Below are 26987 nucleotides of genomic sequence, written 5' to 3'. Positions count from 1 at the left end.
GATACAATATAATTAAGGAGATGGAAATATGAGAACACCATTTATAATGACACCGGGACCAACACAGGTTCATGAAGAAGTTAGAAAAGCTATGTCAAGAGAAGCTACCAATCCTGACTTAGACGAAAATTTTTATGAGTTTTATAAAAATACTTGTAATAAAATAAAAAGACTTTTAAATACGGAAAATCAAGTTCTAATACTAGATGGAGAAGGGATTTTAGGACTAGAAGCAGCATGTGCTTCACTAACAGAGCAAGGTGATAGAGTACTTTGTATTGATAATGGAATATTTGGTAAAGGCTTTGGAGACTTCTCAAAAATGTATGGTGGAGAAGTAGTTTATTTTGAGTCAGACTATAGAAAAGGAATTGATGTAGAAAAGTTAGAGGAGTTTTTAAAAAGGGATAGTAACTTTAAATATGCTACACTAGTACATTGTGAAACCCCAGCGGGGATAACAAATCCAATAGATAAAATTTGTACACTTCTTAATAAGTATGGAGTATTATCTGTAGTAGATTCAGTATCTTCAGTAGGTGGAGATGAGATAAACGTAGATGAATGGAAAATAGACATAGCATTAGGAGGATCACAAAAATGTATATCAGCACCTTCTGGACTTACATTTTTAAGCATAAGTGAAAAAGCTATGGATACCATGATAAATAGAAAGACTCCAATAGCAGCTTTTTATTGTAACCTAACTATATGGAAAGGCTGGTATGAAGAGAAATGGTTCCCATATACTCAGCCAATAAATGCTATATATGCACTGGACTGTGCACTAGACAGATTATTAGAAACTGACTATATAAATAGACATAAAACTATAGCTAACGCTACTAGAGAAGCACTTGTTAAATCAGGATTAGAGCTATATCCGTTAGACAGTTACTCAAATACAGTTACTACTTTCCTAGTTCCGGAAGGAATAAATTTTGAAGACGTATTTGAGGACATGATGAAGGATCATAATATAATGATTGGAGGAGCCTTTGATTATTTAAAGGGAAAAGTTATTAGAATAGGACATATGGGTGAAAATTGTTATGAAGAAAAAATATATATAACTTTAAAAGCATTAGACACAGTACTAAAAAAATATGGGGCAAAACTTAATGGAGAAATATATAAGCATTTTGTAGATTAAGAAAAGTAAGCACTACTAGAAGTTTTAATTGATAAGTTTTAGTAGTGCTTATTTTTATGTACATAATTTCAATAGTAGCCTGAGGTCTAATAATGTCATATAAAATAGATAAATCAATAAAGATAAAGAATTATGATTATAATATAAAAATAATGGTATATATATAAATATCCTATACTGATAATAAAATATAAAAATGGAAGCTAGAAGGGATCGTATATTGTTTGTGGAATTTAATGAAAAAAATCGACAGAATAAGGGGCACAAAGTAGAGTGATAGATGTAGAAATTATTAAAAAAGTACGAGCCTTATTTAATACTCGAGAAAATGGATAGAAAAACATAATACAAGGTATACAATATACAAAAGATGGTATACAAAATACATATTTACTTAATACTTACAATTTCTACATAAATATCATTGAAAAAAATTAAGCATGGAGGTGTCAATAGAAAAAGAGTATAGGGGAAATACATATAAATTAATTTTGAAACTCACAAAAAAAGGAGGAATAAAGTATGGAAACTATTAATTTAAGTGAAAGAAAAGATATTAATCTCCAAGATTTAGACTTAAGTGATCCAAAGATTCTAGATTCTATTGAGCTTAATAAATCTGATTACAGAAAAGGACTAATAACATCTATAATTTTTACGGCAATAGCTATTTTTGTTTTCTTTGTTCCAGTTTCCTTTAATGGAAAACAAGGACAAATACCATTTGGAATCATATACACTGGAGTTCAAAATATCTTAGGTAATTTTGGATTAGCTATAGTAGCAATAGTAATTGCAGGTAATGCTATACTAAGTATTTATGGAAAATATATAGCTAAAGAAGGAACTTTATACGAATATTATAAAAATGATTCTATAATACACCCTATATTATATTCAATAGGTGGAGTATATATAGTCATGTTTGTACTAAATGCTTTATTAGGTGTTCCTGCACCTGAAATAATAATAGGTGCAAAGACAGGTCAAATGGTTATACCACCAATAGTATATGGAGTAGCATGTATCATACCAGTAGGAGCATTCTTTGTTCCATTCTTAATCGAATATGGTTGTATAGACTTCTTAGGAATTATACTAGAGCCTCTTATGAGACCTTTATTTAGAACACCAGGAAAAAGTGCAGTTGATGCGGTTGCATCATTCGTTGGTTCAGCATCTATGGCGGTTATTATAACTAGTAGAATGTATAAGTCTAATAATTATACTGAGAAAGAATCAAGTATAGTATCTACCTGTTTTAGTGCTGTAAGTGTAGGTTATGCATCTCTTATGATAGGAACAGCAGGATTAGGAGAACAATTTTCAAAAGTATACTTCTCATCATTCTTTTTAGCATTTATAATAGCTGCAATAATGTGTAGAATACCACCACTATCGAGAAAAAAAGAAGTGTTCTATAATGGTAGACCTCAAACAGATGAGGATAGAGAAGCAGAAGCTAAACTTGAAATTAGTCCGCGTATGTTGAAGGTAGGGATAGATAGAGCAGCTAAAAAAGCTTGGATATCAGGAAATATTTTTTATAGAATAAAAGATAGTCTTATCGGTGGACTTGCAATTGTACCTAAAGTTATAACTCTTTTATGTGCCATAGGTACAACAAGTATGATACTTGTTGAATATACTGAATTATTTACTTGGTTAGGGTACATATTTTATCCACTAGTTAAGTTAGTTGGAGTATCAAATGCGCTAGAAGTAGCACCATCAATAGTAGCAGGTATAACAGATCCATTTATACCTATATTAATCATATCGGATAAAGTAGATATAATAGCAGAAGCAGCAAGATATTTCCTTTGTTTAGTAGCAATGGTACAAATAATATACGTATCTGAAACTGCAGTAGTTATTATGACAACAGGTATAAAGTTAAGCTTTAAAGAAATAATGATTATATTCATTGAAAGAACACTTATAGCAATTCCTTTTGCAGCACTCTTTATGCATATACTATACTAATAGTAAAGAAAATAAAATAAAATAATACCTATGAACACTTATCAAAAACTATTGATAAGTGTTTTTTATATATAAAAACCTATTAAGTGAATAACTAAATATAAGTTTAGAGTAAAAAATTAGGGGTAATTTATATAAAAGAACATAGGTCTACTTTATTTGACAAATAGTAAATAAAATGTAAAATAAATAGAGAGCCATTTGTTTAAAAACTAGCAATATATAACTAATTATGCCACACTCATACATAAAAGTAAAAAACAAGTACTTAGAAGACTAATATAAGCGAAAACAAAGACATCAATATAAATAAGCTAAATTTTAAGTGATTCTAAAGTTTTAAAATCTATTGAATAGGACAAGCCATACTATAATAGAGAGTTAGCCCAATCTATAACTTTCAAATAGATTGTCATATTCATACTTTTCGTACATATAAATATTAGCATATCTTTTTGAGTCATATATTATAAGTTAAATTCAAAGGTGCACTTTAATATATGATAGAAATTTTTTTTATGTTTAATAGGTAATTTAAGTAATAATATCTATAGAATATTTATAACGTATAAAAAATGTATTTTAAAGCTAAGGAGAAATCGTTAACATTACTTATTTATAAAGCTCAATATAAGCTGGAAAGGAGGTGTTAAAAATAAGAACTTAGATACTATTTAAAAAGTAGATATAAAAAGGAGGATAAAAAGTGAAAATAAAAAATATTGCTATAGGGTTACTAACTTTAATCCTAGGAACTTCACTAGTAGGCTGTAGTACTAAAGAATCAACAGAAATAATAATAGGTAGTGCAAATCCAATGACAGGGGATTCAGCTCAATTTGGTGCCAATAAAGTTAATGCTATAGAGCTAGCCTTAGATGAAGTTAATCAAAAAGGCGGAATAAATGGCAAAAAAGTAAAACTAATTGTTGGAGACGACACAGGTAATCCAAAAGAAGCTCCAAACGTTGCTCAAAAGTTTGTATCCAACAATAATATGCTAGCAGTTATAGGCCACTGGAATAGTTCAGCTACTCTAGCAGCTAGAGGAATATATGAATCTGTGGGAATGCCTGTTATAACAGACTCAGTAAATGAAGCTATTACTGATGGAACAAGTCCACATCTTTTCCGTATTTCCTTAACTGATACAGCTCAAGCAAAACACTTGGCAAGTTATGCTTACAATGAACTAGGAAAAAGAAAAGTAGCTATAATATATACAGCAAATGACTTTGGAACAGGATTAAAGAATTCATTTACTAAAGAGTTCACTAAATTAGGTGGAAAAGTCGTAGTTGCAGAAACATATTTTGAAGGTCAATCTAAAGACTTTAGTCCTCAGCTAACAAAAATCAAAAATAAAAAACCAGACTTATTGTTTGCTCCAGGATATTATGTAGAAGTAGCACTGATAGCACAACAAGCTAAGTCAGTAGGGCTAGATGTTGAGATACTTGGAACAGAAGGAATAAGTTCTGATGAACTAGTAAAATTAGGCGGAAAAGCAGTTGAAGGAATTAAATTCACTGGATTCTTCCATCCAGATGTAGAGTTTTCAGGAACAAAAGAATTTGTTGAAGCATTTAAAGCTAAGTATGGAAAAGAACCAGATACTTATTCAGCACTAGCTTATGATTCGGCTAAAATTTTACTGAAAGCTATAGAAGAAAATGGTGAAAATAGACAAGGTATTAAAAAATACCTAGAAGAAGTTAAAGATTTTCCAGGAGTTGCAGGTCCTATAACATTTAAGGACAACGATGTAACTAGAGGAATTATTATTTTAACAGTTAAAGATGGAAAAATAGTTCCAGCAGAAGTTCAGCCTAAGTAAACAAAAATCTTACAATAATGAGAGAAGGTGACGTAATGTTTCTAGAGTTTATGGAACATCTAAGTAATGGGATAGCCTTAGGAAGTATATATGCATTAACGGCAATAGGATTTACAATGGTCTATGGTATTATAAGACTTATAAACTTCGCACATGGAGATATATACATGGTAGGTGCATTCTTAACTCTAACAGGAGTGACACTTTTAAACTTACCTATTATAGCAGCATTTTTATTCGGTATGGTAGGAGCTGCAATATTTGGAATTCTTATAGCTAAATTTGCATATAGTCCAGTTTTTAAAGCACCGAGAATAAATCTATTCTTATCAGCAATTGGGATGGCAATATTTTTAGAAAACTTTGCAATGTTAATTTGGGGACCTGAAACCCAATCGTTTCCAGATGTTATTAACAACACAGTATATAATATCTTAGGAATGAGAGTTTCAAAGCTTCAAATTATAATATTATTAACTACAATAGTGTTAGTAGTTATACTGAACTACATTATAAAATATACGAGAATGGGTAGAGCAATGAGATGTACTTCACAAGACATGGATGCATCTAGACTAATGGGAATAAATACAAATAGAATTGTTTACTTTACGTTTGCATTAGGTTCAACATTAGGAGCAGCAGCAGGAGCATTAGTAGGAATGTACTATAAAGCAGTTTTCCCTATGATGGGATTTGTACCTGGACTTAAGGCATTTATAGCAGCCGTAATTGGAGGAATAGGAAGTATACCAGGAGCCATGATAGGTGGACTTATAATGGGTGTATCTGAAAGTTTAGGAGCAGCATATATATCTTCAGGATATCGTGATGCAATAGCTTTCATAATATTAATTATAATTTTACTAGTAAAACCATCTGGAATACTAGGTAAATCAGATAGAGAAAAGGTATAGAAGGGGTGGCTGATATGGAGAATTTAGTAGGTGTATTAATTAGAATAACAATTTATGCAGTCATACTCTTTATTGGAATTAAGATAATGTCTAAATTCTTTGACTGGGGTACTGCTAAATATACAGGATTGAATAAAAAATCAAGAAAAACTTTGGGAATTATATTTGGAGTAGCATTATTATTATGGCCAATAATTACTTCGGGCAATCCTTATTTCTTAAGAACGAGTATAATAGTTTTACTATATGTAGTATTAGCTTTAAGTTTAAACTTAATACTAGGATTTGCAGGACAGCTTTCAATGGGACACGTTGCATTCTATGCAATAGGAGCATACACAACTGCACTACTTACAGTTAGCTTCAATGTACCGATCTCAATAGCATTTATAGCAAGTGCTATTATGGCGGGAATATTTGGTCTACTGATAGGAATACCTATTCTGAGACTTAAAGGAGACTACTTAGCAATCGCTACAATAGGATTTGCAGAGATACTAAGACTAGTATTGATTAACTGGACTTCATTCACAAAAGGACCAGCAGGAATACCATCAGTGCCTTATCCATCGATATTTGGAATTGTTATAAAACATAATATCGGATACTTTTATATAATTTTAATTATGGCTGCAATTACAGTATTTATATCAAGTCGTTTATTAAATTCAAGACTTGGAAGAGGACTTGTAGCTATTAAGGATGATGAAATAGCAGCTGAAGCTATGGGTATAGATCCTAGTCATTTAAAAATACTAGTATTTGTACTAGGAGCAGCTATAGCTGGAACTGCCGGAAGTTTCTTTGCTTCATTTATACACTATGTAAATCCAGATAACTTTGTTTATATGGAATCAGTAACTATTCTTACTATGGTTGTACTAGGTGGAGTGGGAAGTATACCTGGAGTTATAGTAGGTGCAGCTATATTAGCGATACTACCAGAAGCATTAAGAGATATATCATCATATAGATATGCTATATATGGATTACTTCTAGTAATGATGATGATAACAAGACCACAGGGTATGATTAGTAGTGACAGCTTAAAGAAAGGGGGCAAAAAATAATGAATATACTTGAAACAAAAGGAATGACAAAATCATTTGGTGGACTAACAGCTGTAAATGATGTAGATTTTCACATTAAAGAAGGCGAAATAGTTAGTCTAATAGGGCCTAATGGAGCAGGTAAGACCACTTTCTTTAACTTGATAACTGGTATATATGAACCTACAAAAGGAGAAGTAACTTTTCTAGGTAAAAAATTAGAAAAATCAAAGCCCCATGAGATAACTAAACTGGGAATAGGAAGAACTTTTCAAAATATAAGATTATTTAGTACTATGAGTGTTTTAGAAAATGTAATGGTAGGACAGTACTGTAGAACTAAATCAAATTTAGTAGATGCTATATTTAAAACAAAGAATTTTAAAGAAGAGGAAGCTAAAGTAAAAGAAAAAGCGTTAGAAATTTTAGACTTTTTAGATTTAACAAAGTTTAAAGATGAAATTGCTACTAGCTTACCTTATGGACATCAAAGAAGAGTAGAGGTAGCAAGAGCAATTTCTACAGGTCCAAAGCTTATACTATTAGATGAACCTGCTGCTGGTATGAATAGCGGGGAAAAAGTAGAGATGACTAATCTTATTAAAAAAATACGTGATAAAGGCTATACAATACTGGTCATAGAACATGATATAAAATTAGTAATGAATATCTCGGACAGAATATATGTTCTTGATTATGGTAATAAGATAGCAGAAGGTCTTCCACAAGAGATACAACGTAATGAAAAAGTTATCTCAGCCTACTTAGGACAAGGAGGAGATGAATAATGCTAAAGATAGATGATCTACACGTATATTATGGAGGTATTCATGCTTTAAAAGGAATATCATTTGAAGTAAAAGAAGGGCAAATCGTTACCTTAATAGGAAGTAATGGTGCAGGTAAAACTACTACATTAAGATCAATATCTAACTTAGTTAAAGGAAAAGGAAGCATTAAGTATAATGGAGAAGAAATAATAGGTAAGGCTTCTGAGAAGATAGTTAAAGATGCACTTATACATGTACCAGAAGGAAGACGTGTATTTACAGCACTTAATGTAGAGGAAAATTTATTTATGGGTGCATATTTAAGAAATGATACAGACGGTATTCAAAAAGACTTAACGTATGTATATAAACTATTTCCAAGACTTAAAGAAAGAGCGAAACAGATGGCTGGAACACTAAGTGGAGGAGAACAGCAAATGTTAGCTATAGGAAGAGCTATAATGTCAAAACCAAAATTACTTATGCTAGATGAACCATCAATGGGATTAGCACCTATAGTAGTATCAGAAATATTTGAAGCAGTAAAGGAATTAAACAAAGAAGGATTAACAGTGTTATTAGTTGAACAAAATGCTAATATAGCTCTTAAAGTTGCAGATAAGGCATATGTTATTGAAACTGGTGAAATTGTATTAGAGGGAAATGCCAAGGATCTTTTATCTGATGATAGAGTTAGAAAGGCATACTTAGGCGAAGATTAGATAGATAAAGTGAAAGTTTTTCGTATGAAAATATAATATTTATAAAAAACATCTATTAAAGTAATTACTTTAATAGATGTTTTTTTATGTAGAAAAACCTTAAACGTTGTAAAAGCTAATGTTTAATCATATAATAAAGATAAGAACATAAGTTTTAGTTAAAGAAAGTAAGGTGATAAGATTGCAAGATATGTTGTCTATATACAGAGATAGACTTATAAATATAAGCACCAGAAATAGAACACTATTATTAAAAAAACTTTATAAAAAAGTAGCTTTTGATTTAAAGTCATTAGAAAAGGCAAATGGGCAAAATTTTTGTGAAAGACTACTAAAGCTACTTACAGAAAGATATGATGGAAAGATAAAGATACTATCACCACCTTATGACGAAAATATATCTGCACTCTATGAAGACTTAAAGAAACTTTATAAGGAAAACAACTCTATTCAAAGAGAAAAAGGGAGCCATGATCTGTGTATAGGGTATCCATTTGTGGAAGGAAAATTTAAGGATGGTACGCTTGTAAAAGCACCTCTTCTACTTTTTCCAGTAAGTTTAAAGATAGAAAATGATGAAGTATTTTTACAAAGTATAAATGATGAATATATAAATATAAATAAAACATTTATAATGGGCTTTAAAAAATATAATGAAATAAAACTTAGAGATTTTGAACTAGAGTTTGAAGAGTTAACAGATGTGGATATACTGAACTGGATAGCAGAGTATTTATCTGAAAATGGAATATTTATAGATAAAGAAAATGATATATCGTGCATAGAAGAATTTAAGGAGATAAATAACTCAAACACTTCAACATACGAACTAGGAGAACTTATTTTAAAAAACAATATAGTAATAGGTCAATTTCCTAATTCAACAAGCTCTATATATGATGATTATATAGAACTTATAAACAGAAATAGCAGTAATAGATTGATAAACAACTTAATTCATAATGATGCTAAAGGAACTGGAGAAAAAAGCTTTAGTAGAGAAAATAAAGAATCAAAAAGAATTAGAGTGAATCAAGAAAATAACTACTTTGTAACTGAACTAGATTATAGTCAGGAGAAAGCAATAATAGTTAGTGAAAAAAGTGAGGAACTAGTAATATATGGTCCACCTGGAACTGGAAAGTCACAAGTAATAGTAAATCTAATAGTAGACAATTTAGCTAAAGGTAAGAAGATACTAATGGTGTCTCAAAAAAAAGCTGCACTAGATGTTGTATATAATAGACTACTAAAACTAGAATTAGACAATAGAGTTGCAAATATAGAGTCTCCTAATACAGATAGACAAAAACTATTTAATAAGATTAATAGTATATTAGAGAATCAAGAAAGATATTTTAGAGATAAGTATAATATTCAGTTTAATAAAGTATCTCAAGACATAGAAAGTGAGTTAGAAAAACTAGAGAAACTATCAGATGTTTTAAACAAAAGTACTAGCTTTGGTTTAACTTTAAATCAGTTATATACTAAAAGTACAAATAAATATAAATATTATATAGAGATATTAGGTGACAATTTTAATGAATTTAAAGACATAAATAGTACAGAACTTGAAGAAATACTTAATAATATAGATCGAATATCAAGATATTTAAAGTACGACTCTAATAATTTAGTATTAAAGAATAGAAAAAAATTTGGAGATCTTCAGGAAATAGAAAAAGATAGAATTATAAGTCTTGTGGAAAGAATAAAAAGATATGCAGAAGAATATAATGGTGAGAAATTGAAGGATAGTAGTATAGTTTATATTGAAAATTTAATAGAAGATAAACAAATAGATACCTCTTACCTCTCTAAAAAGCTAAGTGAGGACTTAGAGTTAATTAGTAATACTAGTAATCTTTTAGATGACAAGCATACTAAAAACTTGAATAAACTACTACAGCTTAGTAAGGTAGTTAAGAAAAAAAGAATATGGACACTTAGATACTGGAAAAGTAGAAGAGAACTAAAGCAGAGAGTAAAAGGATATAGTATAAAAAATATAATAGAGTGTATAGATGAGACTGCTAAAATTAATAGTGAGATATTAAAAATAAAAAGCGAATTTGGTATTAATGATATAAGCTATACTAGCAATAAAAAAGAAATAATATCAAAAATAGAAAGTTATATAAAAAGCATAGAGACTGTAGAACTACTTACTAAAGAAGTATATATATTAGAAAAGTATTTTAATGAAGACCTATTAGAACTTTTAACTAGTAATATATTAAAAAATAATAAGTGGAAAGAGTTGCTTGAGGATATACAAAGTATAATATCTACAGACTTTGAGCAAATAAAAATTTTAGATTATTTAAAAGATAAACTTTCTGATAAAGAAAAGCTTTTAATGAAATTTTGTATGGAAGAATATGAATGGAATGATAAAGAAGATATCGACCTTTCCAAAGCTATAAGAAATACTATATATTTGAAGCATATAGAATATATAGAGTTAGAAAATAAGGAAATTTTAAATTCAATAGATAATCCGGATGAAATCAAAGTAAAAATAGAAAATTTATTAGAAAGTAAAAGAAAGTTAGTTCCCGAGGTCATCATAGATAAACTAAATAATGACATAGAAGATGGAACTAACTATAGTGATATGAAATACGAAGTAGATAAAAAAAGAAACAAAATGAGTTTAAGAAAGTTTATTCATACATTTCAGAGCAGTGGACTTCTAAATCTGCTACCATGCTGGTTGGTAACTCCAGAAGCAGTATCAAGTGTATTACCTTTAAAAGAAGGAATATTTGATGTAGTAATATTTGATGAAGCATCACAAATGTTTATTGAGAATAGTATACCTTCTGTATACAGAGCTAAAAGTGTAGTAATAGCAGGAGACGATAAACAGTTACAACCGAATGACTTATATCAAGTAAAGATGGACAATGAAGAATATATCGAAGATGATGAAAAGTATATTTCTAAAATAAGTACAGAAGTTAAAAGTTTATTAGAACTAGCAAAGTATAAGTATGAGAGTGTTACTTTGAACTATCACTATAGATCTATGTATGAGGAACTTATAAATTTTTCAAACTATGCTTTTTATAATGGAAAGATAGAAGTAGTTCCTAATATAAATAAGAGTCAGTATTCCTCGCCTATAGAAAGAATAAAAATAGATGGAAAGTGGATAGATAGGAAAAATATAAAAGAAGCTGAGGAAGTAGTACAGTTGATTAAAAAGATACTGTTAGACAGGGAAAATAACGAAACTGTAGGTATTATTACTTTTAACTCTAGCCAACAAGAGTGTATAGAAGAGATGCTAGATAGAGAAATTTTAAGAGATATAGAATTTGGAGCTGTGTATAGAAAAGAATTAGAAAGAAAAGAAGGAAATGAATATAAAGGTATTTTTATAAAAAATATAGAAAATGTCCAAGGTGATGAAAGAGATATAATTATATTTTCTATAGGATATGCACCAAATGAAGAAGGACGAGTAGTGAGAAACTTTGGAAGTCTCACTATGAAATCAGGAGAAAACAGACTAAATGTTGCCATAAGTAGAGCTAGGAAAAAAATATATGTAATAACTTCTATAGAACCAGAAGAGCTGGGCTATGTAGATAACTTAAGTAAAGGTGCTATACTACTAAAAAAATATCTACAGTATGTAAGAGCAGTATCAAATGATAATAAAGAAGAAGCTAGAGATATATTATACTCACTAGATACTATAGAAAGAACACAAAAAGATATAATTCACTTTGATAGTCCTTTTGAAGAAGAAGTATATGAGGCGTTAGTTAATATTGGACTAAAAGTTCAGACTCAAGTGGGAGCATCTAGCTATAGAATTGACATGGCAATATATGATGAGGATAGATCTGAATATATACTTGGAATAGAATGTGATGGTGCAACGTATCATAGCTCTAAATCTGCTAGGGAAAGGGACATATATAGACAAAGATTTTTAGAAAGCAGAGGTTGGACAATCCATAGAATATGGAGCAGAGATTGGTGGAAGAATAAGCAGGTAGAAGTAGAAAAAATAAAAATGAAACTAGAGTCTTTAAAAAATTAAAAATATATTTTACAGGGGGAGAATAAATTGAAAATATTATTTTTATCAGATATACATGGTTCGATACACTATTTAGAAAAAGGCATAGATATATATGAGAAAGAAAATGCACAATATATAGTAATATTAGGAGATGCGTTATATCATGGACCAAGAAATCCACTTCCAAAAGACTATAACCCAAAGGAAGTAGCATCACTACTAAATAAATATAAAGATAAAATAGTTGCAGTAAGAGGAAATTGTGATAGTGAAGTAGACCAAATGATGCTAGAATATCCTATTATGGCTGACTATGGAGTTCTATTTTATAATGGAAAAAGAATATATATAACTCATGGACACATATACAATAAAGATAATCTACCTAATATATGTGAAGGAGACATATTAGCTTATGGACACACTCATGTACCTTTAGCAGAAAAATATAATGGTATATATGTACTTAATCCGGGATCGATAACACTACCAAAAGAAAATAACCCTAACTCTTACGGGATATTAGAAAACAATTTATTTGAAGTTAAGGATCTAGAAGGGAATATACTAAAGTCCATTAAAATAAGCTAAGGGAAAACCCTTAGCTTATTTTAATTTTTTTGTCTTGTCGTAAGCAGAAATCATGGCTTCAATTATAGAACTTCTAAATCCTTTTTCTTCAAGCTTTGCAACTGCTTCTATTGTAGTTCCACCAGGAGAACAAACAGCATCTTTAAGCTCACCAGGATGAGTCTCAGTTTCTAAAACCATTTTGGCAGAACCTAAGACTGACTGAGCAGCTAATTTATATGATAGTTTTCTAGGTAATCCAAGAAGTACTCCACCATCTGCTAAAGCTTCTATCATCATATATATATAAGCAGGTGAACTGCCAGAGATAGGAACTATGGCATCCATGAATTTTTCTTCTATAATCTCTATCTCACCACAAGATTTAAAAATATTTTTTATATCTTCAGTTTCTTCTTCACTAAAATTATCTTTTGAAAATGATAGTACGCTCATACCTTCAGAAACTAGAGATGGGGTATTAGGCATAACTCTTACTATTTTAGCACTTTTACCAAATACATCTTTTAAGCTGTCTATTGTAATTCCAGGTGCTATGCTTATTATTACAGAATTAGCATCTAAAGAATCTTTTATTTCAGACAAACATTCACTATAAAATTGTGGTTTTATAGCTAATATAATATACTTAGAGTTTTTAGCAACATCAACATTACTTTGACGTAAGGCGATACCTAGTTCTTTAACTATACTATCTTGTTTTGATTTGTCTATATCATAAAAAGCTATATTTTCGCCTTTTTCAGATGAGAGAAGACCTTTAACAATTGCATATCCCATATTACCTAAACCAATAAAACCTATTTTATACATAAAAATCCTCCTTTATATTAAACAATAAATAATCCTAATAGTAGAAACAAACCTAAACTTAAAAAATTAACTATATGAAAAGTTAAAAGATAATTAGAATCTTTATATTCTTTTATATATATCTTATAGGATATCAAGTTAGCTAAAGAAGCTATTAGTGTTCCCATGCCACCAATACTCACACCAAGTAACAGAGATCTAAAATCGGAAGTAAATGATGAAATAAGTATAGCAGCAGGAACATTACTTATAAATTGTGATATCAATGAAGAATATACTAAAACACTTTTATCATCGACTAAAACATTAGAAAAAAACAATCTTATATTATCTATATTAGAGATATTATCTATAAACACAAAGAAACATACGAAAGTAAGTAAAAGTAAATAATCGACTTTAAGAAACAACTTCTTATCTAAAATTATAAAGGAAATTAAAGTTATAATAAAGGCTAATCTGTAGTCTACTATTCTAAATATAGACAAAATTATTATTAAGAATAGAAATAAATAATAGATTATAACCTTAGTATTACTTAAATTAACTGACTTCAAATCTAAATCTAATTTAATGTTTTTATTCTTTAGATTTAAAATAAATAGCCAAATAAATCCTAATGCAACAAAGACACCAGTTATTACAAAGAAATCTTTTAAACTTATGTCAAAGAATTCATATAGAAAAAGATTCTGAGGATTACCCATTGGAGTAAGGCTACTACCTATATTAGCTGCGAGTGTTTGAAGGATTATAATCCATCCAGGATCAAAATTAGATTTTTTAGCTATGAGTATAGTTATAGGGACTAGAGTAATAAGCCCTACGTCATTAGTTATAACGCTAGAAAGTAGACCGGTAGTTAATACAATCATCATACCTATGCTTCTTTCAGTCTTGAATCTAGATAAAATTTTAATAGCAATATAATCTAATAAACTATATTTCTCAAAAGCTTTTACTACTATCATCAGATTAAATAAAAGTATAATTACTTTAAAATCTATACTATCTATTCTAGGTGTATTAAAGAAACAAGATAATATAGCTAAAACCAAGGATATGATAAATACCAAATCTAGATACCTCCTAAAAATAAAGTTGATAATAATAATTATATATTATCTTAATGTTTAATAGTAAGGTATAATTTAAAGTACTTGAATATAATATAAGGAATCAAATATATAAGGTTATATTTAGTTAAAAAGGGAGAGTTATTTAGGATATGAGTAGTATAGACAATTTATATAAGTTAAAGAATAGAGAGGCTAAAATAATAGGTAATAAAAGAGACTGTTCTGTTTTACTGCCATTAATAAGAGTGGATAATGAATGGAATATACTATTTCAAGTTAGATCAAAGAGATTAAATTTCCAACCAGGAGATATTAGTTTGCCTGGAGGAAAGAGAGATGGTAACGAGACAAATTTAGAAACAGCAATTCGAGAGACTGAAGAGGAATTAAATATTAGTAGAGATAATATAGAGATATTAGGTGGAATAGACTATATGGTAATGCCATATAATATAACTATATACGGATATGTCGGAATAATAAGAGATATAAGAGTAGAAGATATAAACTACAGTAAAGATGAAGTAGATCATATATTTACAGTTCCATTGGAATTTTTCTTAAAAAACGCACCTAGAAAGTATAGTCTGAAGCTAGATATGATATTTGATGTAAATTTTCCACATGATGAAATTGAAAATGGTGAAAAATATAAATGGAAAAAAAGAGAAGAAGTAGTTCCTTTTTATAAATATAAGAACTATACTATTTGGGGAATTACAGCTACATTTGTTGACAATTTTATAAGTATACTAAATAATTAATTAGATATTAATTAAAGAGAAATGGACTATTGTATATGTAGAATAACAATAATCCATACTTTTTTAAGATATTTTAGTTTGTCTATTTAAAAGTCTCATATCTATAGCTAAAAATATCATAGTCAATAAAGATGATATAAAGTCTGATACTGGACCTGCTGCCCATACACCTGCTAGTCCAAAGAATCTAGGAAGTATAAGTACCGCAGGGATAAGAACTATAACTTGTCTTGAAAGACTTAGAAATAGAGCATGTTTAGGTTTACCAGTCGCTTGGAAGTAGTTTGAACTTATTATTTGGAAACCTATAACTGGAAGTGCAGCTAAGAAAACTCTAAGTCCTGTTATAGTAACTTTAGTTAGCTCACTATCTCCTTTACTGAACATAGATACTAATAGTTGTGGAAACGCCATTATAACTATAAACCCAAGAACCACAATAATTGTAGCAGCTATAATTGCTAAGCTTAATGTTTTCTTGACTCTATCATAATTTTTAGCTCCAAAGTTGTAACCTATAATAGGCTGAGCACCTTGATTTATACCAAATAGTGGCATAACAAGGAATATGGCTATACTATTTATTATTGCATAAGCTGATATAGCTATATCTCCACCATATGATGCTAAAGATCTATTAATTATAAGAATAATAGCACTATTAGCTATTTGAGAAAAAAATTGAGCAGAACCTAATGAAAGTATATGAGTAACTATTTCTGACTTTAATTTTAAGTTCTCTTTTCTTAATTTCAATAAGCTTTGACCAAATAAAAAGTATTTAAGTACCCAGATGGCAGAAGCAGCTTGACCTATTATAGTAGCTAATGCAGCACCTTTCATACCCATATTAAAAATAACTATGAACACATAATCTAAAACTATATTGATGATGGCTCCTATTAACATAGTCATCATTGCTATTCTAGGACTTCCTTCTGAACGAATAAAGTTATTCATACCAAAGCCTATAACTTGAAATATTGATCCATAAAGTATTATGCTGAGATATTCTTTAGCTAAAGGCAAGATGTTTTCACTAGCACCAAATAGACCTAAAATTTGGTCAAGGAACAGTAAACAAAAAGCAGAAAGTAATACAGGAATAATGATTAAAAGGAAGAAAGCATTACCAAATACTTTTTCAGCATCTTCATTTCTACCTTCACCAAGTCTAATTGAAATAATCGATGTTGCACCAACACCTATAAGCATACCAAATGCCATTACAATTATCATTATTGGATATGAAACTGCAACACCTGCTAATCCTAAACCACCGACATAATGGCCTATAAATATTCTATCTACAATATTGTAAAAAGCATTTACTACCATACCTATAATTGCAGGTACAGAGAAACTTAATAAAAGCTTACCTACAGGAGATTCTCCTAGTTGTTTTGAACGATCCATATAATTCCTCCTTCTATAATTCTTTTACAGTATCTAATACATTTTTAAAGCTAGGTAAAAATTCATCTAACTTTTCTTCAGGAAATTTACTAAATAACTTAGATATATTATTTTGGAATTCTTCTAATTTCAAGTTTCTAAGATTATTCCCTTCTTCAGTTAAAGATATTAATGTTTTTCTTCTATCTTCAGGATGTGAGCTTCTTTTTATTAAATTCATATTTTCTAGGGAATCAAGAAGAGTGGTTAGGCTTCCTTTTTGCAAACCTAAGCATTGACCTAATTTAGTTGGTATAATGCTTTCTTTACCTCCTATAATCATAATAGCTTTCACTTGACTAGAGTTACATTTGTAAGTTTTATCACCACATTTAGAAAAAAAGGATATTATCTTTTTTTGGTATAAGGGACTGAACTCAAAAAATAATTTAGCAATTTCTCTTACTTTTTCTTCACTCACTGAACATCACCTTTCAAACAGATAGTTAGATTTCTTACTATAAGAATTCTAACTAATTGATAGAAAGATGTCAAGAGATATATTTAGATAATTAAAAAAATCCTTAGAAAGTAGTATACATACTACTTTCTAAGGATAATAACTTTCATAAAATTATATTAACTTAACTAGATGATAAATCTTTTTACCTTTTCTTATCATTAGAGAATCATCTGTAAAGTCAGATAGTGATATTGACTTAGTAGGATCAGAAACAATCTCATCATTTATAGATATTCCATTTTGTTGAACTAATCTTCTAGCTTCCCCATTAGATTTAGTAAGACCAAGTTCTGTTAGAAGAGATAGAATACCAATTCCATCTTCGAATTTAGATCTACTAAGTTCAGTCATAGGCATAGACTCTAGACTACCACCACCACTAAAAAGTGCTCTAGCAGCTTCTTGAGCCTTAGTAGCTTCTTCTTCACCATGGATAAGTTTAGTTACTTCAAAAGCTAATACTTCTTTAGCTTGATTTATTTCAGCATCTTTTAAATCAGATAATCTTTTTACCTCATCCATAGGAACGAAAGTTAATAATCTTAAGCATTGTTCAACATCTGCATCGTCAACATTTCTCCAGTATTGATAGAATTCATAAGGAGATGTTTTTTCTGGATCTAACCATAGTGCACCTTTTGCAGTTTTACCCATCTTAGTACCCTCACTATTTGTAAGCAGTGTACAAGTCATAGCATATGCGCTTTTTCCTTCTTTACGTCTTATAAGTTCCATACCAGCAATCATATTAGACCACTGATCATCTCCACCAAGTTGCATTTTACAGTTGTATTTTTTATTAAGAACATAAAAGTCATATCCTTGCATTAACATATAGTTAAATTCAAAGAAAGATAGCCCTCTTTCATATCTTTGTTTAAAACATTCGGCTGAAAGCATTCTATTAACAGAGAAATGTACACCAATTTCTCTTAAAAAGTCTACATAGTTAAGGTCAAGTAACCAATCAGCGTTATTAACTAATATTGCTTTATCGTCTGTAAAGTCGATAAATTTTTCCATTTGTTTTTTTATACAATTTACATTATGATCTATATCTTCATGAGTAAGCATGTTTCTCATATCTGTTCTACCACTAGGATCACCAATCATACCAGTTCCGCCACCAACAAGAGCGATAGGTCTATGACCAGCTTTTTGCATATGAGACATAAACATCATAGCAATAAAGTGTCCTACATGTAAGCTATCAGCAGTAGGGTCAAAACCTATATAAAAAGTTACACTTTCTTTTCCTAACAATTCTCTTATCTCATTTTCATGAGTAGTTTGCTTTATATATCCTCTTTCATTTAAAATATCAAATACATTTGTACTCACAGTAATTACTCCTTTCAATTTCATTAAATAAAAAAAGGCTTTTCAAGTCCATAAAAGGACGAGAAAAACCCGTGGTACCACCTTAATTCGCATAAAAAATGCCTTTAACAGTCCTATAACGTGGATCAGACGCAATATTTTCATATTGAAACTCAAGAGTCATAATTCATAGATTTATGTGCTATAGACTTTTCACCAGCCAGTCTACTCTCTAAGTTGTAACCATAAAACTACTACTAAATCTTTCATAGTAAAGATATTTACTTGTTTAATATTTAAGAACTATCATAGTATATTAAAAATAATTTGTCAATATAGTATAAAAATTATACATAAAATTTGATTTAAGAATAAATTTTATTATTAATTAAAAAAGAGACAGCTATAAAGCCATCCCTTTAACTAAACTAATAAGTAACTATAAATTATGCTTCTACAACTAGGTCTTTACTATCTTCCCATAGACCGTGAATATTGCAGTAACTTAAAGCATATATTTTTCCACACTTGCTTGGTTTAAAAGATGTAACAACTAATGGTTCTGTGAATATATCACTTTCTCCATGAGCTGAGAAGTTGTAGCTTCCTATTTCAATAGGAAATTTATGATCTTTTGGTTGATAAAAAACTTTAATCCATGATATATAATGTTCAAATGTATTAGGATGAGGAATCTCTTCACCGATATGAACTTTTACTTCAACACTTTCACCTAGTTTAACACTATCTACTGATAATATAGCTGGAACGTGCTTTTCACCTTTCCAGTCTCCACTTTGTAATAAATTGCCTAAACTCATAAAAATACCTCCTTATAGTTTAAATAAATATTTTATTAACACTGCATTTATTATGATATTTTATCCATAAATATAAGTATGATTCACTTATAGAACATAATAAATATTTATTATGATATAGTGGATAAATTCAACTCTTGTAATATATATACTCATATTTTTAAAATTAAAACATTAATTTTAAAAATATTAATATAATTCAGATAGAATTACTATAAATTAAAAAAGGAGCTGTCTTTAAGAGACAACTCCTTTAGAATAAGGGGGGTGATCAAAGGAAAAAGTTTGGAGATTTCATTTTCTTTGATCATTGGTTAAACAATTAATACAAAGTCAAATATTCTACTTATGTGCTTAAGCTAAGAACATTTTTAAATCATCTTCAACATTAGTTATTCCACCAATACCAAATGTATTTACAAGTACATTAGCAACATTTGGTGAAAGGAATGCTGGTAGAGTAGGCCCTAAGTGAATATTTTTAACTCCTAAGTGTAATAATGCAAGTAAAACTATTACAGCTTTTTGCTCATACCATGCAATATTATATGAAATAGGAAGTTCATTTATATCATTTAATTCAAATACTTCTTTTAATTTAAGAGCAATAACTGCTAATGAGTATGAGTCATTACATTGACCAGCGTCTAATACTCTAGGAATACCACCTATGTCTCCTAAATCAAGTTTATTGTATTTATATTTAGCACATCCTGCAGTTAATATAACAGTGTCTTTTGGAAGTTGTTGTGCAAATTCAGTATAATAGTCTCTAGATTTCATTCTTCCATCACAACCAGCCATTACAAAGAATCTTTTAATAGCTCCAGACTTAACAGCTTCTACTACTGTATCAGCTAAACTTAGAACAGTATTGTGAGCAAAACCTCCTACAATTTCACCTTTTTCAATTTCAGTTGGTGCTGGACATTTTTTAGCCATTTCGATAACAGGTGAGAAATCCTTATTTCCATTTTCATCTGCTGAAATATGAGTACATCCTGGATAGCCTGATGCTCCAGTAGTAAATATTCTATTTCTTAAAGCCTCATTTCTTGGCGGAACGATACAGTTTGTTGTAAATAGTATTGGTCCATTAAAAGTTTCAAATTCTTTATCTTGTTTCCACCATGCATTACCGTAGTTACCAACAAAGTGACTATATTTTTTGAAAGCTGGATAATAGTTAGCTGGTAGCATTTCACTGTGAGTATATACATCTACTCCAGTTCCTTCTGTTTGTTCTAATAATCTTTCCATATCTCTTAAATCATGACCAGATATTAGTATAGCTGGATTATTTCTAACTCCAATGTTTACTTTAGTTATCTCAGGGTTTCCATAAGTTTCAGTATTAGCTTTATCAAGTAGAGCCATAACATCTACACCATATTTACCAGTTTCTAAAGTAAGAGCAACTAGTTCATCAGCTGATAGCGAATCATCTAGAGTAGATACTAGTGCTTTATCTATAAATGCAAATATATCTTTACTCTCATACTTAAGGTTACTAGCATGTTCTGCGTAGGCTGCCATACCTTTAATACCATATATAATTAACTCTCTTAAAGATCTTACGTCTTCATTTTCTGTAGATAGAACACCTACAACTTTAGCTTTTTCATCAAAAGCTTCTTCAGAGTCTGCAAACCAGTTAGCAGCATCATGATCAAAGTTGACATTTCCACCAGATTTTTTTACACTTTCTTTTACTTCATTACGTAATTCTAATGCATTTTTTACTCTTGCTATAAAAGCAGATCTATCAAAGTTTGCATTAGTTATAGTAGTAAATAGACTTTCCATTATAAATCTATCAGTATCTGTAGTATCTAAACCTAATTTTCTAGCTTCTAAATTATATAAAGATATACCTTTTAGTGTGTATACTAATAAGTCTTGTAAGTTGGCTACGTCAGATGTTTTACCACAAACACCTTTTACAGTACAACCAGTTCCTTTAGCAGCTTCTTGACATTGAAAACAAAACATACCCATATCTAAATTCCTCCCTTTATTAATATCTTTAGAATTATTAAAAAGTTTATTTTTAATATCAGAAATAATACCCATTACACTTACCTCCATATTTAAGTTAATGTTTTTAAACTTTGCTGATACAGTAGTTTGACTCATTTACTTAACTTTTGATTATATATACATGATATAGATAATAAAGATAAATTACTGTGACCAGTATCAAACGTATATGTGATTTATATCACATAGAATAAGTCACCTGAAATATAAAAAGGGAGGAAAAATATTGGGTGATATGTTATAATTACAATATAGTAAATTGGGGATATAAGTCACATAAATAGTAGGATTGCATAACAATTAAATACAATAATGATGATATGATTGAATTAAATTTGATAAAGGAGTAGAACTATTTAGAAAAGTATTTAAGAGGGGGAAATTATGTTATCTCAAAGTGGAGCATTAACTTTAGAAGAAAAAATAAAGCAGCATAAGAGGCTGACTTATGACATATTAGATGGAATGGTAGACTGGGTTAGAGTAATAGATCAAGATGGAATAATAATTTTTACTAATAAGTCTATGCAAAATGCTACAGAAGTTAGTCTCGTCGGGAATAAATGCCATTTGATATTCGGTAAGTCTTGCCCTTGCATAAGATGCATAGCAGATGCCACTAGAATTACTGGAGAAGCAGTAGAAAAAGAAGAGCGAATAGGGGATAGCATTTTTTCTGTTAAAAGTTCTCCTGTAAGAGATTTAAATGGTGATATCTACGCAGTTGTTGAAGTTTTTAGAGATGTAACTAGAGAAAGAACATTAGAGAGAGAACTAATAAGCAAGAATGAAAAAATGAGTAGAGATATTGATTTCGCAAAAAAAATACAAGAAAAGATACTACCTGAAAAAGGGAAAATGCGATCTTTAGGAATAGACTATATGTATAAACCATCAGAAATGCTAAGTGGAGATATATTTGATATTCAGATTATAGATGAAGATCATGTAGGAGTATATATAAGTGATGTTGTTGGTCATGGGGTTACAGCATCTATAATGACTATGTTTATAAGACAAACTATGGAAAATATAATGAGTGAAACACTTTCGCCTTCAGAAACTATTAGCAGACTTCATAAAAGCTTTTTTGATTTAAACTTAGATGATGAAAATTACTTTACTATATTCTATGGTGTTATAAACACAAAAAAGAATACTATAAAATATTCTAACGGTGGACATAATGGTATACCTATAATAATTAGAAAAAATGAAGATGAAGAAAAGGATATAATATTTTTAGAAGCAACAGGATATCCTATAACTTATCTTTTTGAAGAAGTTAGTTATGAGGAATATGATGTTAAACTAAATAAAGACGATAATATATTGTTCTTTACAGATGGAATACTAGAATGCAAAAATGAAATTGGAGAATTGTTTGGAATAGATAGGCTTACAGAAATAGCAAAAAAACATACTAAAGGGCTACTGAAGGCTATAGAAGATGAAATAACTAAGTATTCATATAAAGAGCTGGAAGATGACCTCGCAATATTAAAAATAGAGATATTAGAATAAGACTAAATTTTCGAAGAGGTGCGAGTTGGTAAGAAAAGGTTTAAAACTAATAATAATATCATTGATACTTGTATTTATATATATTTATTATCAAATCAGTATGTTTAAAATAAACCATGTAAGAATAGAAGAAGCAAAGCTACCAAAGGAAAAGAAAATAAAAATAGTTCAAATATCAGATTATCATGATAATGATTTAATAAATAAAAAGAAACTTTTAAAAGATATAGAAAAACTAAATCCAGATATAATAGTATTAACTGGAGATATAATAGACCATAAAACTAAAAATTTTGATAATACTATATTTCTTCTGAAAAATATGAAAAAAATAAATCCTAAAATATACTTTGTAAGTGGAAACCATGAAAAAAGAAATGAAAATGGAGAAGAGTTCATAGAAGAAATCAGTAGGCTGGGAATTATTAATTTTGATTATAAATACGAACTTTTAAATATAAATGGTGTTAACATAAATTTATGTGGTATACCTTACTACAAAGGTAACAATCAGAACACAGAAGTTTTTAATGATATAGATAAAAGTTTATTTACTATACTATTATCACATTCTCCACAAAAAGCACTACAGTATAGTGGTTTAAATAGCGATTTGACTTTAGCAGGTCATATTCATGGGGGTCAAGTTAGATTTCCTATAATAGGAGCTATAATTTCTCCAGAGGGAGGATTTTTTCCAAAGTATAGTAAGGGCTTATATGAACTAGAAGATGGAAAACTATATTTAGATAGTGGCCTTGGAAATAGTTTTAAGCCTATAAGACTTTTCAACAGAATCCAAATAAGTTATATAGAGATTGAAGGAAAATAATATTTAATATAGTAACAATACTTAAATCTAGTTTTAAAATAGATTAATCTTTAAAGAATAGCCTTACATTTATTAAAATAAAAAGCTAGGATAAAATCCTAGCTTTTTATTTTAAGCTAGAGTTGGAAGTTTAACTCCTAGCACTTCAAATTCTTTTTCAGGTAAGTCAGATGCGTATTTAGGAAACTTTATCCTAACTTCATCTTCCATATCAAGTTCTTTATTTATATATATAGTTAAATCATCTTTTGCATATTTTTCAAACCTGCTAGAATCCACCGGATTCTTAAGCCTTGTAAATATTTCTGGCATGATGCTTCAACAGCTACTTAAAATTCCGTAATCTATTGTGATTATATTCTTTCTTCTGAATTTTAAGTTTAATTTAACATCATCATCTATAACTATACTCACAAAAATCACCTCACTATATTAAGAATATATATATATTATACCCAATGTGATGATTTTTTCACTGAGAATTTACTTTTTATTTTCCTCATCTATTATAGATTTAATAATTTCACTTCCACCAGCAACAAATTTTTCACAATATGATTTACGTTCTGATGAAGCCCAATCATAGTTTTTAATTAAAATTCTACAACATATATGTCCAAAAGATTTTTTAAATTTATCATGTAATTTTTTTGACGTTTCAAAAGCTTTTTTTGCGCTTTGATCAGAAGAAGTTCTTCCAAATAAAGTCCCAAGGACTATTTCTCCACCAGTAACAGTACCACAACTACATTTTGAACCACCAAATCCAGCGCCAAAGGTTGTAGCAATTTTTAAAGTTTCACTACTAAGTCCCATATCATAGTAGTCATTAGCAGCTCTTAATGTAGCCTCGCTGCAAGAAAAACCCTCCCTAAAATAATTTAGAGCAATTTCAGAAATATCTACTTTTTCTTCCATATTAAAAAGCCCCTTTCTTTTTCATCATATATTTAATTTTAATTATTTTATAAACATATTGCAAATTAATATATTTATAAAAGGATTATAACGAAGAAAATATTACCTTAAGAAGATATATGATTTACTACAGGTATATAAAATATGAAAAACTTTAACTGTATAGATTGAGTAGTCAAAAATTATAAAATAGAATAAATTATTTTCTTTTATTTTAGATATTATATTATAATTTTCTACAATAAATAATTTTGTGACTAATGTCACACTTATTTTTGCTTTAATTCACATAAATATCTGTATGAAACTGCTATAATGAGGTTACAGCAAGTTGAAAGAAAATATAAGGAGTGATCTTATGGCAATAAGACAAATAATTGAGATAGATGAAGAAAAATGTGACGGATGCGGATTATGTATTCTTAATTGTGCAGAAGGAGCAATGAAAATAATAGATGGAAAAGCTAAATTAATATCTGATAATCTTTGTGATGGTATAGGGGCCTGCTTAGGTCACTGTCCACAAGATGCACTAAAAATAATAGAAAGAGAAGCTGATGAGTTTGACGAGGAAGCAGTGGAAGATCATTTAGCGAACTTAAAGAAAGAAGCTAACTCTACAACGCCTTGCCAGGGAAGTCATAATGGTAAGCTAGGACATGGAGGCAGATGTCCAGGTAGCAAGTCCATGATTATAAATAGAGATGATAACGATGATGAAGGTACACTTATATCCTCGGGAGACATAGAAATCAAAATAAAATCACAGCTTACTCAATGGCCGGTTCAGTTAAAAATAGTTGCAGAGGACGCACCTTATTTAAGTGGAAGAGGTCTCTTAATAGCTGCTGACTGTGTTCCAGTTGCATACCCTAACTTTCATTTAGACTTACTAAAAGGAAATTCAGTAGTAATTGGATGTCCTAAATTTGATGATATAGCTTTCTATACTGAAAAGCTTACAAATATGATAAAAAATAATGATATAAAGGAAGTTACAGTAGCGCATATGGAGGTACCATGTTGTACTGGAATAGTAATAGCAGCAGAAACAGCAATAAAAAACTCTGGGAAAGATATAAGATTAAATAAAGTTAGAATAGCTAGAAGTGGTCAGAGAGAGGATCATTAATAGAGATAAAAGAATATATCGAAATACATTTTAGCAAGGCTTAAAATCACAAAAAAGGGTCATAGAGATAAATACTATGACCCTTTTTTGATTTTAAATTTAGCTATATAGTGAAAAATTTGTAGCACATAAGTCTCTAATCGACATCAATCTACGTTATTTCTAATTGCAAATATGCAATATGATATGTTACAATGGTAACAACTATTAGTAGTAGGTACTAAATGATTAATATGAAAATTAGGTTTCTTTAGGAGGAATTAAATTGGAGATTAAAGATATAAAAGATTTAATATTGACTATGGATAAAACGAGTATAGAAAAAGTCGATATAGAAAATAATGGTTTTAAAATAAGCATATCTAAAAATATTAAAGTAGAAAAGTCTAATAGTGAAGTAGTTTATGCTCAACCTAATGCAATAGAAGAAACAGTTAAAATACAGGGGACAGTTCCAGTACAAAAAGAAACTATAGAATTAAATGAGGTACCACAAGAAAATACGGAAGACTATAAAGACATGTTTGTAGTAAAATCACCTATAGTAGGAACATTCTATTCATCACCAAGTCCAGATGCAGATAACTTTGTTAAGATAGGAGATCGAGTAAAAGAAGGTCAAACTCTTTGTATAATAGAAGCTATGAAAATAATGAATCAAATAGAAAGTGAAATATCGGGAGAGATATTTGAAATATTAGTTGAAAACGAAGATATAGTAGAATACAATCAGCCACTTATGATAATTAGGAGGTAATT

At 29.4% G+C, this 26987-nt stretch carries 23 protein-coding genes; 14 read left to right on the top strand and 9 right to left on the bottom strand.

Features of this window, described 5'->3' with window-relative positions; genetic code table 11:
- Positions 1 to 28 precede the first annotated feature (28 nt).
- The 9 genes from CURI_RS12100 (at position 29) to yfcE (ending at position 13067) form a co-directional block, all read left to right on the top strand.
- Entirely contained in the window at positions 29 to 1153 is a 1125-nt protein-coding gene (locus tag CURI_RS12100; RefSeq protein ID WP_014968549.1) for a pyridoxal-phosphate-dependent aminotransferase family protein, read from the top strand.
- 522 nt (positions 1154 to 1675) lie between these two features.
- Positions 1676 to 3139, top strand: coding sequence for a YjiH family protein (locus CURI_RS12095; protein ID WP_014968548.1), 1464 nt, complete (start codon positions 1676 to 1678; stop codon positions 3137 to 3139).
- Positions 3140 to 3845: 706 nt separating this feature from the next.
- Positions 3846 to 4976, top strand: coding sequence for an ABC transporter substrate-binding protein (locus CURI_RS12090; protein ID WP_014968547.1), 1131 nt, complete (start codon positions 3846 to 3848; stop codon positions 4974 to 4976).
- A 35-nt stretch (positions 4977 to 5011) separates the two neighbouring features.
- Positions 5012 to 5893, top strand: coding sequence for a branched-chain amino acid ABC transporter permease (locus CURI_RS12085; RefSeq protein WP_014968546.1), 882 nt, complete (start codon positions 5012 to 5014; stop codon positions 5891 to 5893).
- Between the two features lie 14 nt (positions 5894 to 5907).
- Positions 5908 to 6963, top strand: coding sequence for a branched-chain amino acid ABC transporter permease (locus tag CURI_RS12080; protein WP_014968545.1), 1056 nt, complete (start codon positions 5908 to 5910; stop codon positions 6961 to 6963).
- Positions 6963 to 7730 carry an ABC transporter ATP-binding protein gene (locus tag CURI_RS12075; RefSeq protein ID WP_014968544.1) on the top strand — a complete coding sequence of 256 codons (768 nt, stop codon included), beginning with the start codon at positions 6963 to 6965 and terminating at the stop codon, positions 7728 to 7730. The genes CURI_RS12080 and CURI_RS12075 overlap by 1 nt, the downstream gene beginning before the upstream one ends.
- On the top strand, positions 7730 to 8434 hold the full coding sequence (locus CURI_RS12070) for an ABC transporter ATP-binding protein (RefSeq protein WP_014968543.1): 705 nt from the start codon (positions 7730 to 7732) through the stop codon (positions 8432 to 8434). Before CURI_RS12075 ends, CURI_RS12070 begins: the two co-directional genes overlap by 1 nt.
- Positions 8435 to 8624: 190 nt before the next feature.
- Positions 8625 to 12494 carry an AAA domain-containing protein gene (locus CURI_RS15090; protein WP_228370489.1) on the top strand — a complete coding sequence of 1290 codons (3870 nt, stop codon included), beginning with the start codon at positions 8625 to 8627 and terminating at the stop codon, positions 12492 to 12494.
- Positions 12495 to 12521: 27 nt separating this feature from the next.
- On the top strand, positions 12522 to 13067 hold the full coding sequence (gene yfcE / locus CURI_RS12060; protein ID WP_014968541.1) for a phosphodiesterase: 546 nt from the start codon (positions 12522 to 12524) through the stop codon (positions 13065 to 13067).
- 15 nt (positions 13068 to 13082) lie between these two features.
- On the opposite strand, the gene proC is transcribed toward yfcE, so the two are convergent.
- Together proC and CURI_RS12050 are read right to left on the bottom strand one after the other, a co-directional pair.
- Positions 13083 to 13880: a pyrroline-5-carboxylate reductase gene (gene proC / locus CURI_RS12055; protein WP_014968540.1), complete on the bottom strand. Its 798-nt coding sequence runs from the start codon at positions 13878 to 13880 to the stop codon at positions 13083 to 13085.
- Positions 13881 to 13897: 17 nt separating this feature from the next.
- Entirely contained in the window at positions 13898 to 14956 is a 1059-nt protein-coding gene (locus tag CURI_RS12050; protein ID WP_014968539.1) for an SLC13 family permease, read from the bottom strand.
- A gap of 152 nt (positions 14957 to 15108) precedes the next feature.
- On the opposite strand from CURI_RS12050, the gene CURI_RS12045 reads away from it, so the two are divergent.
- The gene (locus CURI_RS12045) at positions 15109 to 15723 is read left to right on the top strand and encodes an NUDIX hydrolase (RefSeq protein ID WP_014968538.1); all 615 of its coding nucleotides are present in this window, start codon (positions 15109 to 15111) and stop codon (positions 15721 to 15723) included.
- Between the two features lie 63 nt (positions 15724 to 15786).
- Here the strand turns inward: CURI_RS12045 and CURI_RS12040 are convergent, their stop codons facing one another.
- The 5 genes from CURI_RS12040 to hcp form a co-directional block, all read right to left on the bottom strand.
- On the bottom strand, positions 15787 to 17139 hold the full coding sequence (locus CURI_RS12040) for an MATE family efflux transporter (protein ID WP_014968537.1): 1353 nt from the start codon (positions 17137 to 17139) through the stop codon (positions 15787 to 15789).
- A gap of 13 nt (positions 17140 to 17152) precedes the next feature.
- Positions 17153 to 17599, bottom strand: a complete 447-nt coding sequence (locus tag CURI_RS12035) for a MarR family winged helix-turn-helix transcriptional regulator (RefSeq protein ID WP_014968536.1) — start codon at positions 17597 to 17599, stop codon at positions 17153 to 17155.
- A gap of 153 nt (positions 17600 to 17752) precedes the next feature.
- On the bottom strand, positions 17753 to 19006 hold the full coding sequence (gene tyrS, locus CURI_RS12030) for a tyrosine--tRNA ligase (protein WP_041701815.1): 1254 nt from the start codon (positions 19004 to 19006) through the stop codon (positions 17753 to 17755).
- A 401-nt stretch (positions 19007 to 19407) separates the two neighbouring features.
- Complete coding sequence (locus tag CURI_RS12025; protein WP_014968534.1) at positions 19408 to 19782, bottom strand: class II SORL domain-containing protein; 375 nt, start codon at positions 19780 to 19782, stop codon at positions 19408 to 19410.
- A 354-nt stretch (positions 19783 to 20136) separates the two neighbouring features.
- Entirely contained in the window at positions 20137 to 21780 is a 1644-nt protein-coding gene (gene hcp, locus CURI_RS12020) for a hydroxylamine reductase (protein WP_041702132.1), read from the bottom strand.
- 426 nt (positions 21781 to 22206) lie between these two features.
- Here hcp and CURI_RS12015 point away from each other — a divergent pair, with 426 nt between their 5' ends.
- On the top strand, positions 22207 to 23346 hold the full coding sequence (locus CURI_RS12015) for a PP2C family protein-serine/threonine phosphatase (protein WP_014968532.1): 1140 nt from the start codon (positions 22207 to 22209) through the stop codon (positions 23344 to 23346).
- Between the two features lie 25 nt (positions 23347 to 23371).
- Positions 23372 to 24178 (top strand): metallophosphoesterase, encoded by an 807-nt coding sequence (locus CURI_RS12010; protein WP_014968531.1) that lies wholly within the window; start codon positions 23372 to 23374, stop codon positions 24176 to 24178.
- Positions 24179 to 24289: 111 nt separating this feature from the next.
- Here CURI_RS12010 and CURI_RS12005 read toward each other — a convergent pair whose 3' ends face one another.
- Positions 24290 to 24490 (bottom strand): hypothetical protein, encoded by a 201-nt coding sequence (locus tag CURI_RS12005; protein ID WP_014968530.1) that lies wholly within the window; start codon positions 24488 to 24490, stop codon positions 24290 to 24292.
- A gap of 171 nt (positions 24491 to 24661) precedes the next feature.
- The gene (locus CURI_RS12000; protein ID WP_014968529.1) at positions 24662 to 25096 is read right to left on the bottom strand and encodes a C-GCAxxG-C-C family protein; all 435 of its coding nucleotides are present in this window, start codon (positions 25094 to 25096) and stop codon (positions 24662 to 24664) included.
- 358 nt (positions 25097 to 25454) lie between these two features.
- Here CURI_RS12000 and CURI_RS11995 point away from each other — a divergent pair, with 358 nt between their 5' ends.
- Together CURI_RS11995 and accB are read left to right on the top strand one after the other, a co-directional pair.
- Positions 25455 to 26228: an ATP-binding protein gene (locus CURI_RS11995; RefSeq protein ID WP_014968528.1), complete on the top strand. Its 774-nt coding sequence runs from the start codon at positions 25455 to 25457 to the stop codon at positions 26226 to 26228.
- Between the two features lie 265 nt (positions 26229 to 26493).
- A complete protein-coding gene (accB, locus tag CURI_RS11990) occupies positions 26494 to 26985 on the top strand; it encodes an acetyl-CoA carboxylase biotin carboxyl carrier protein (protein ID WP_014968527.1) in 492 nt (163 codons plus the stop codon).
- The last annotated feature ends 2 nt before the right edge of the window (positions 26986 to 26987 follow it).

The organism is Gottschalkia acidurici 9a (genome assembly GCF_000299355.1).
GTDB classification, from domain to species: domain Bacteria; phylum Bacillota; class Clostridia; order Tissierellales; family Gottschalkiaceae; genus Gottschalkia; species Gottschalkia acidurici.
The sequence above is the reverse complement of the archived record's forward strand: the minus strand, read 5'-3'. Positions and strand labels throughout refer to the sequence as shown.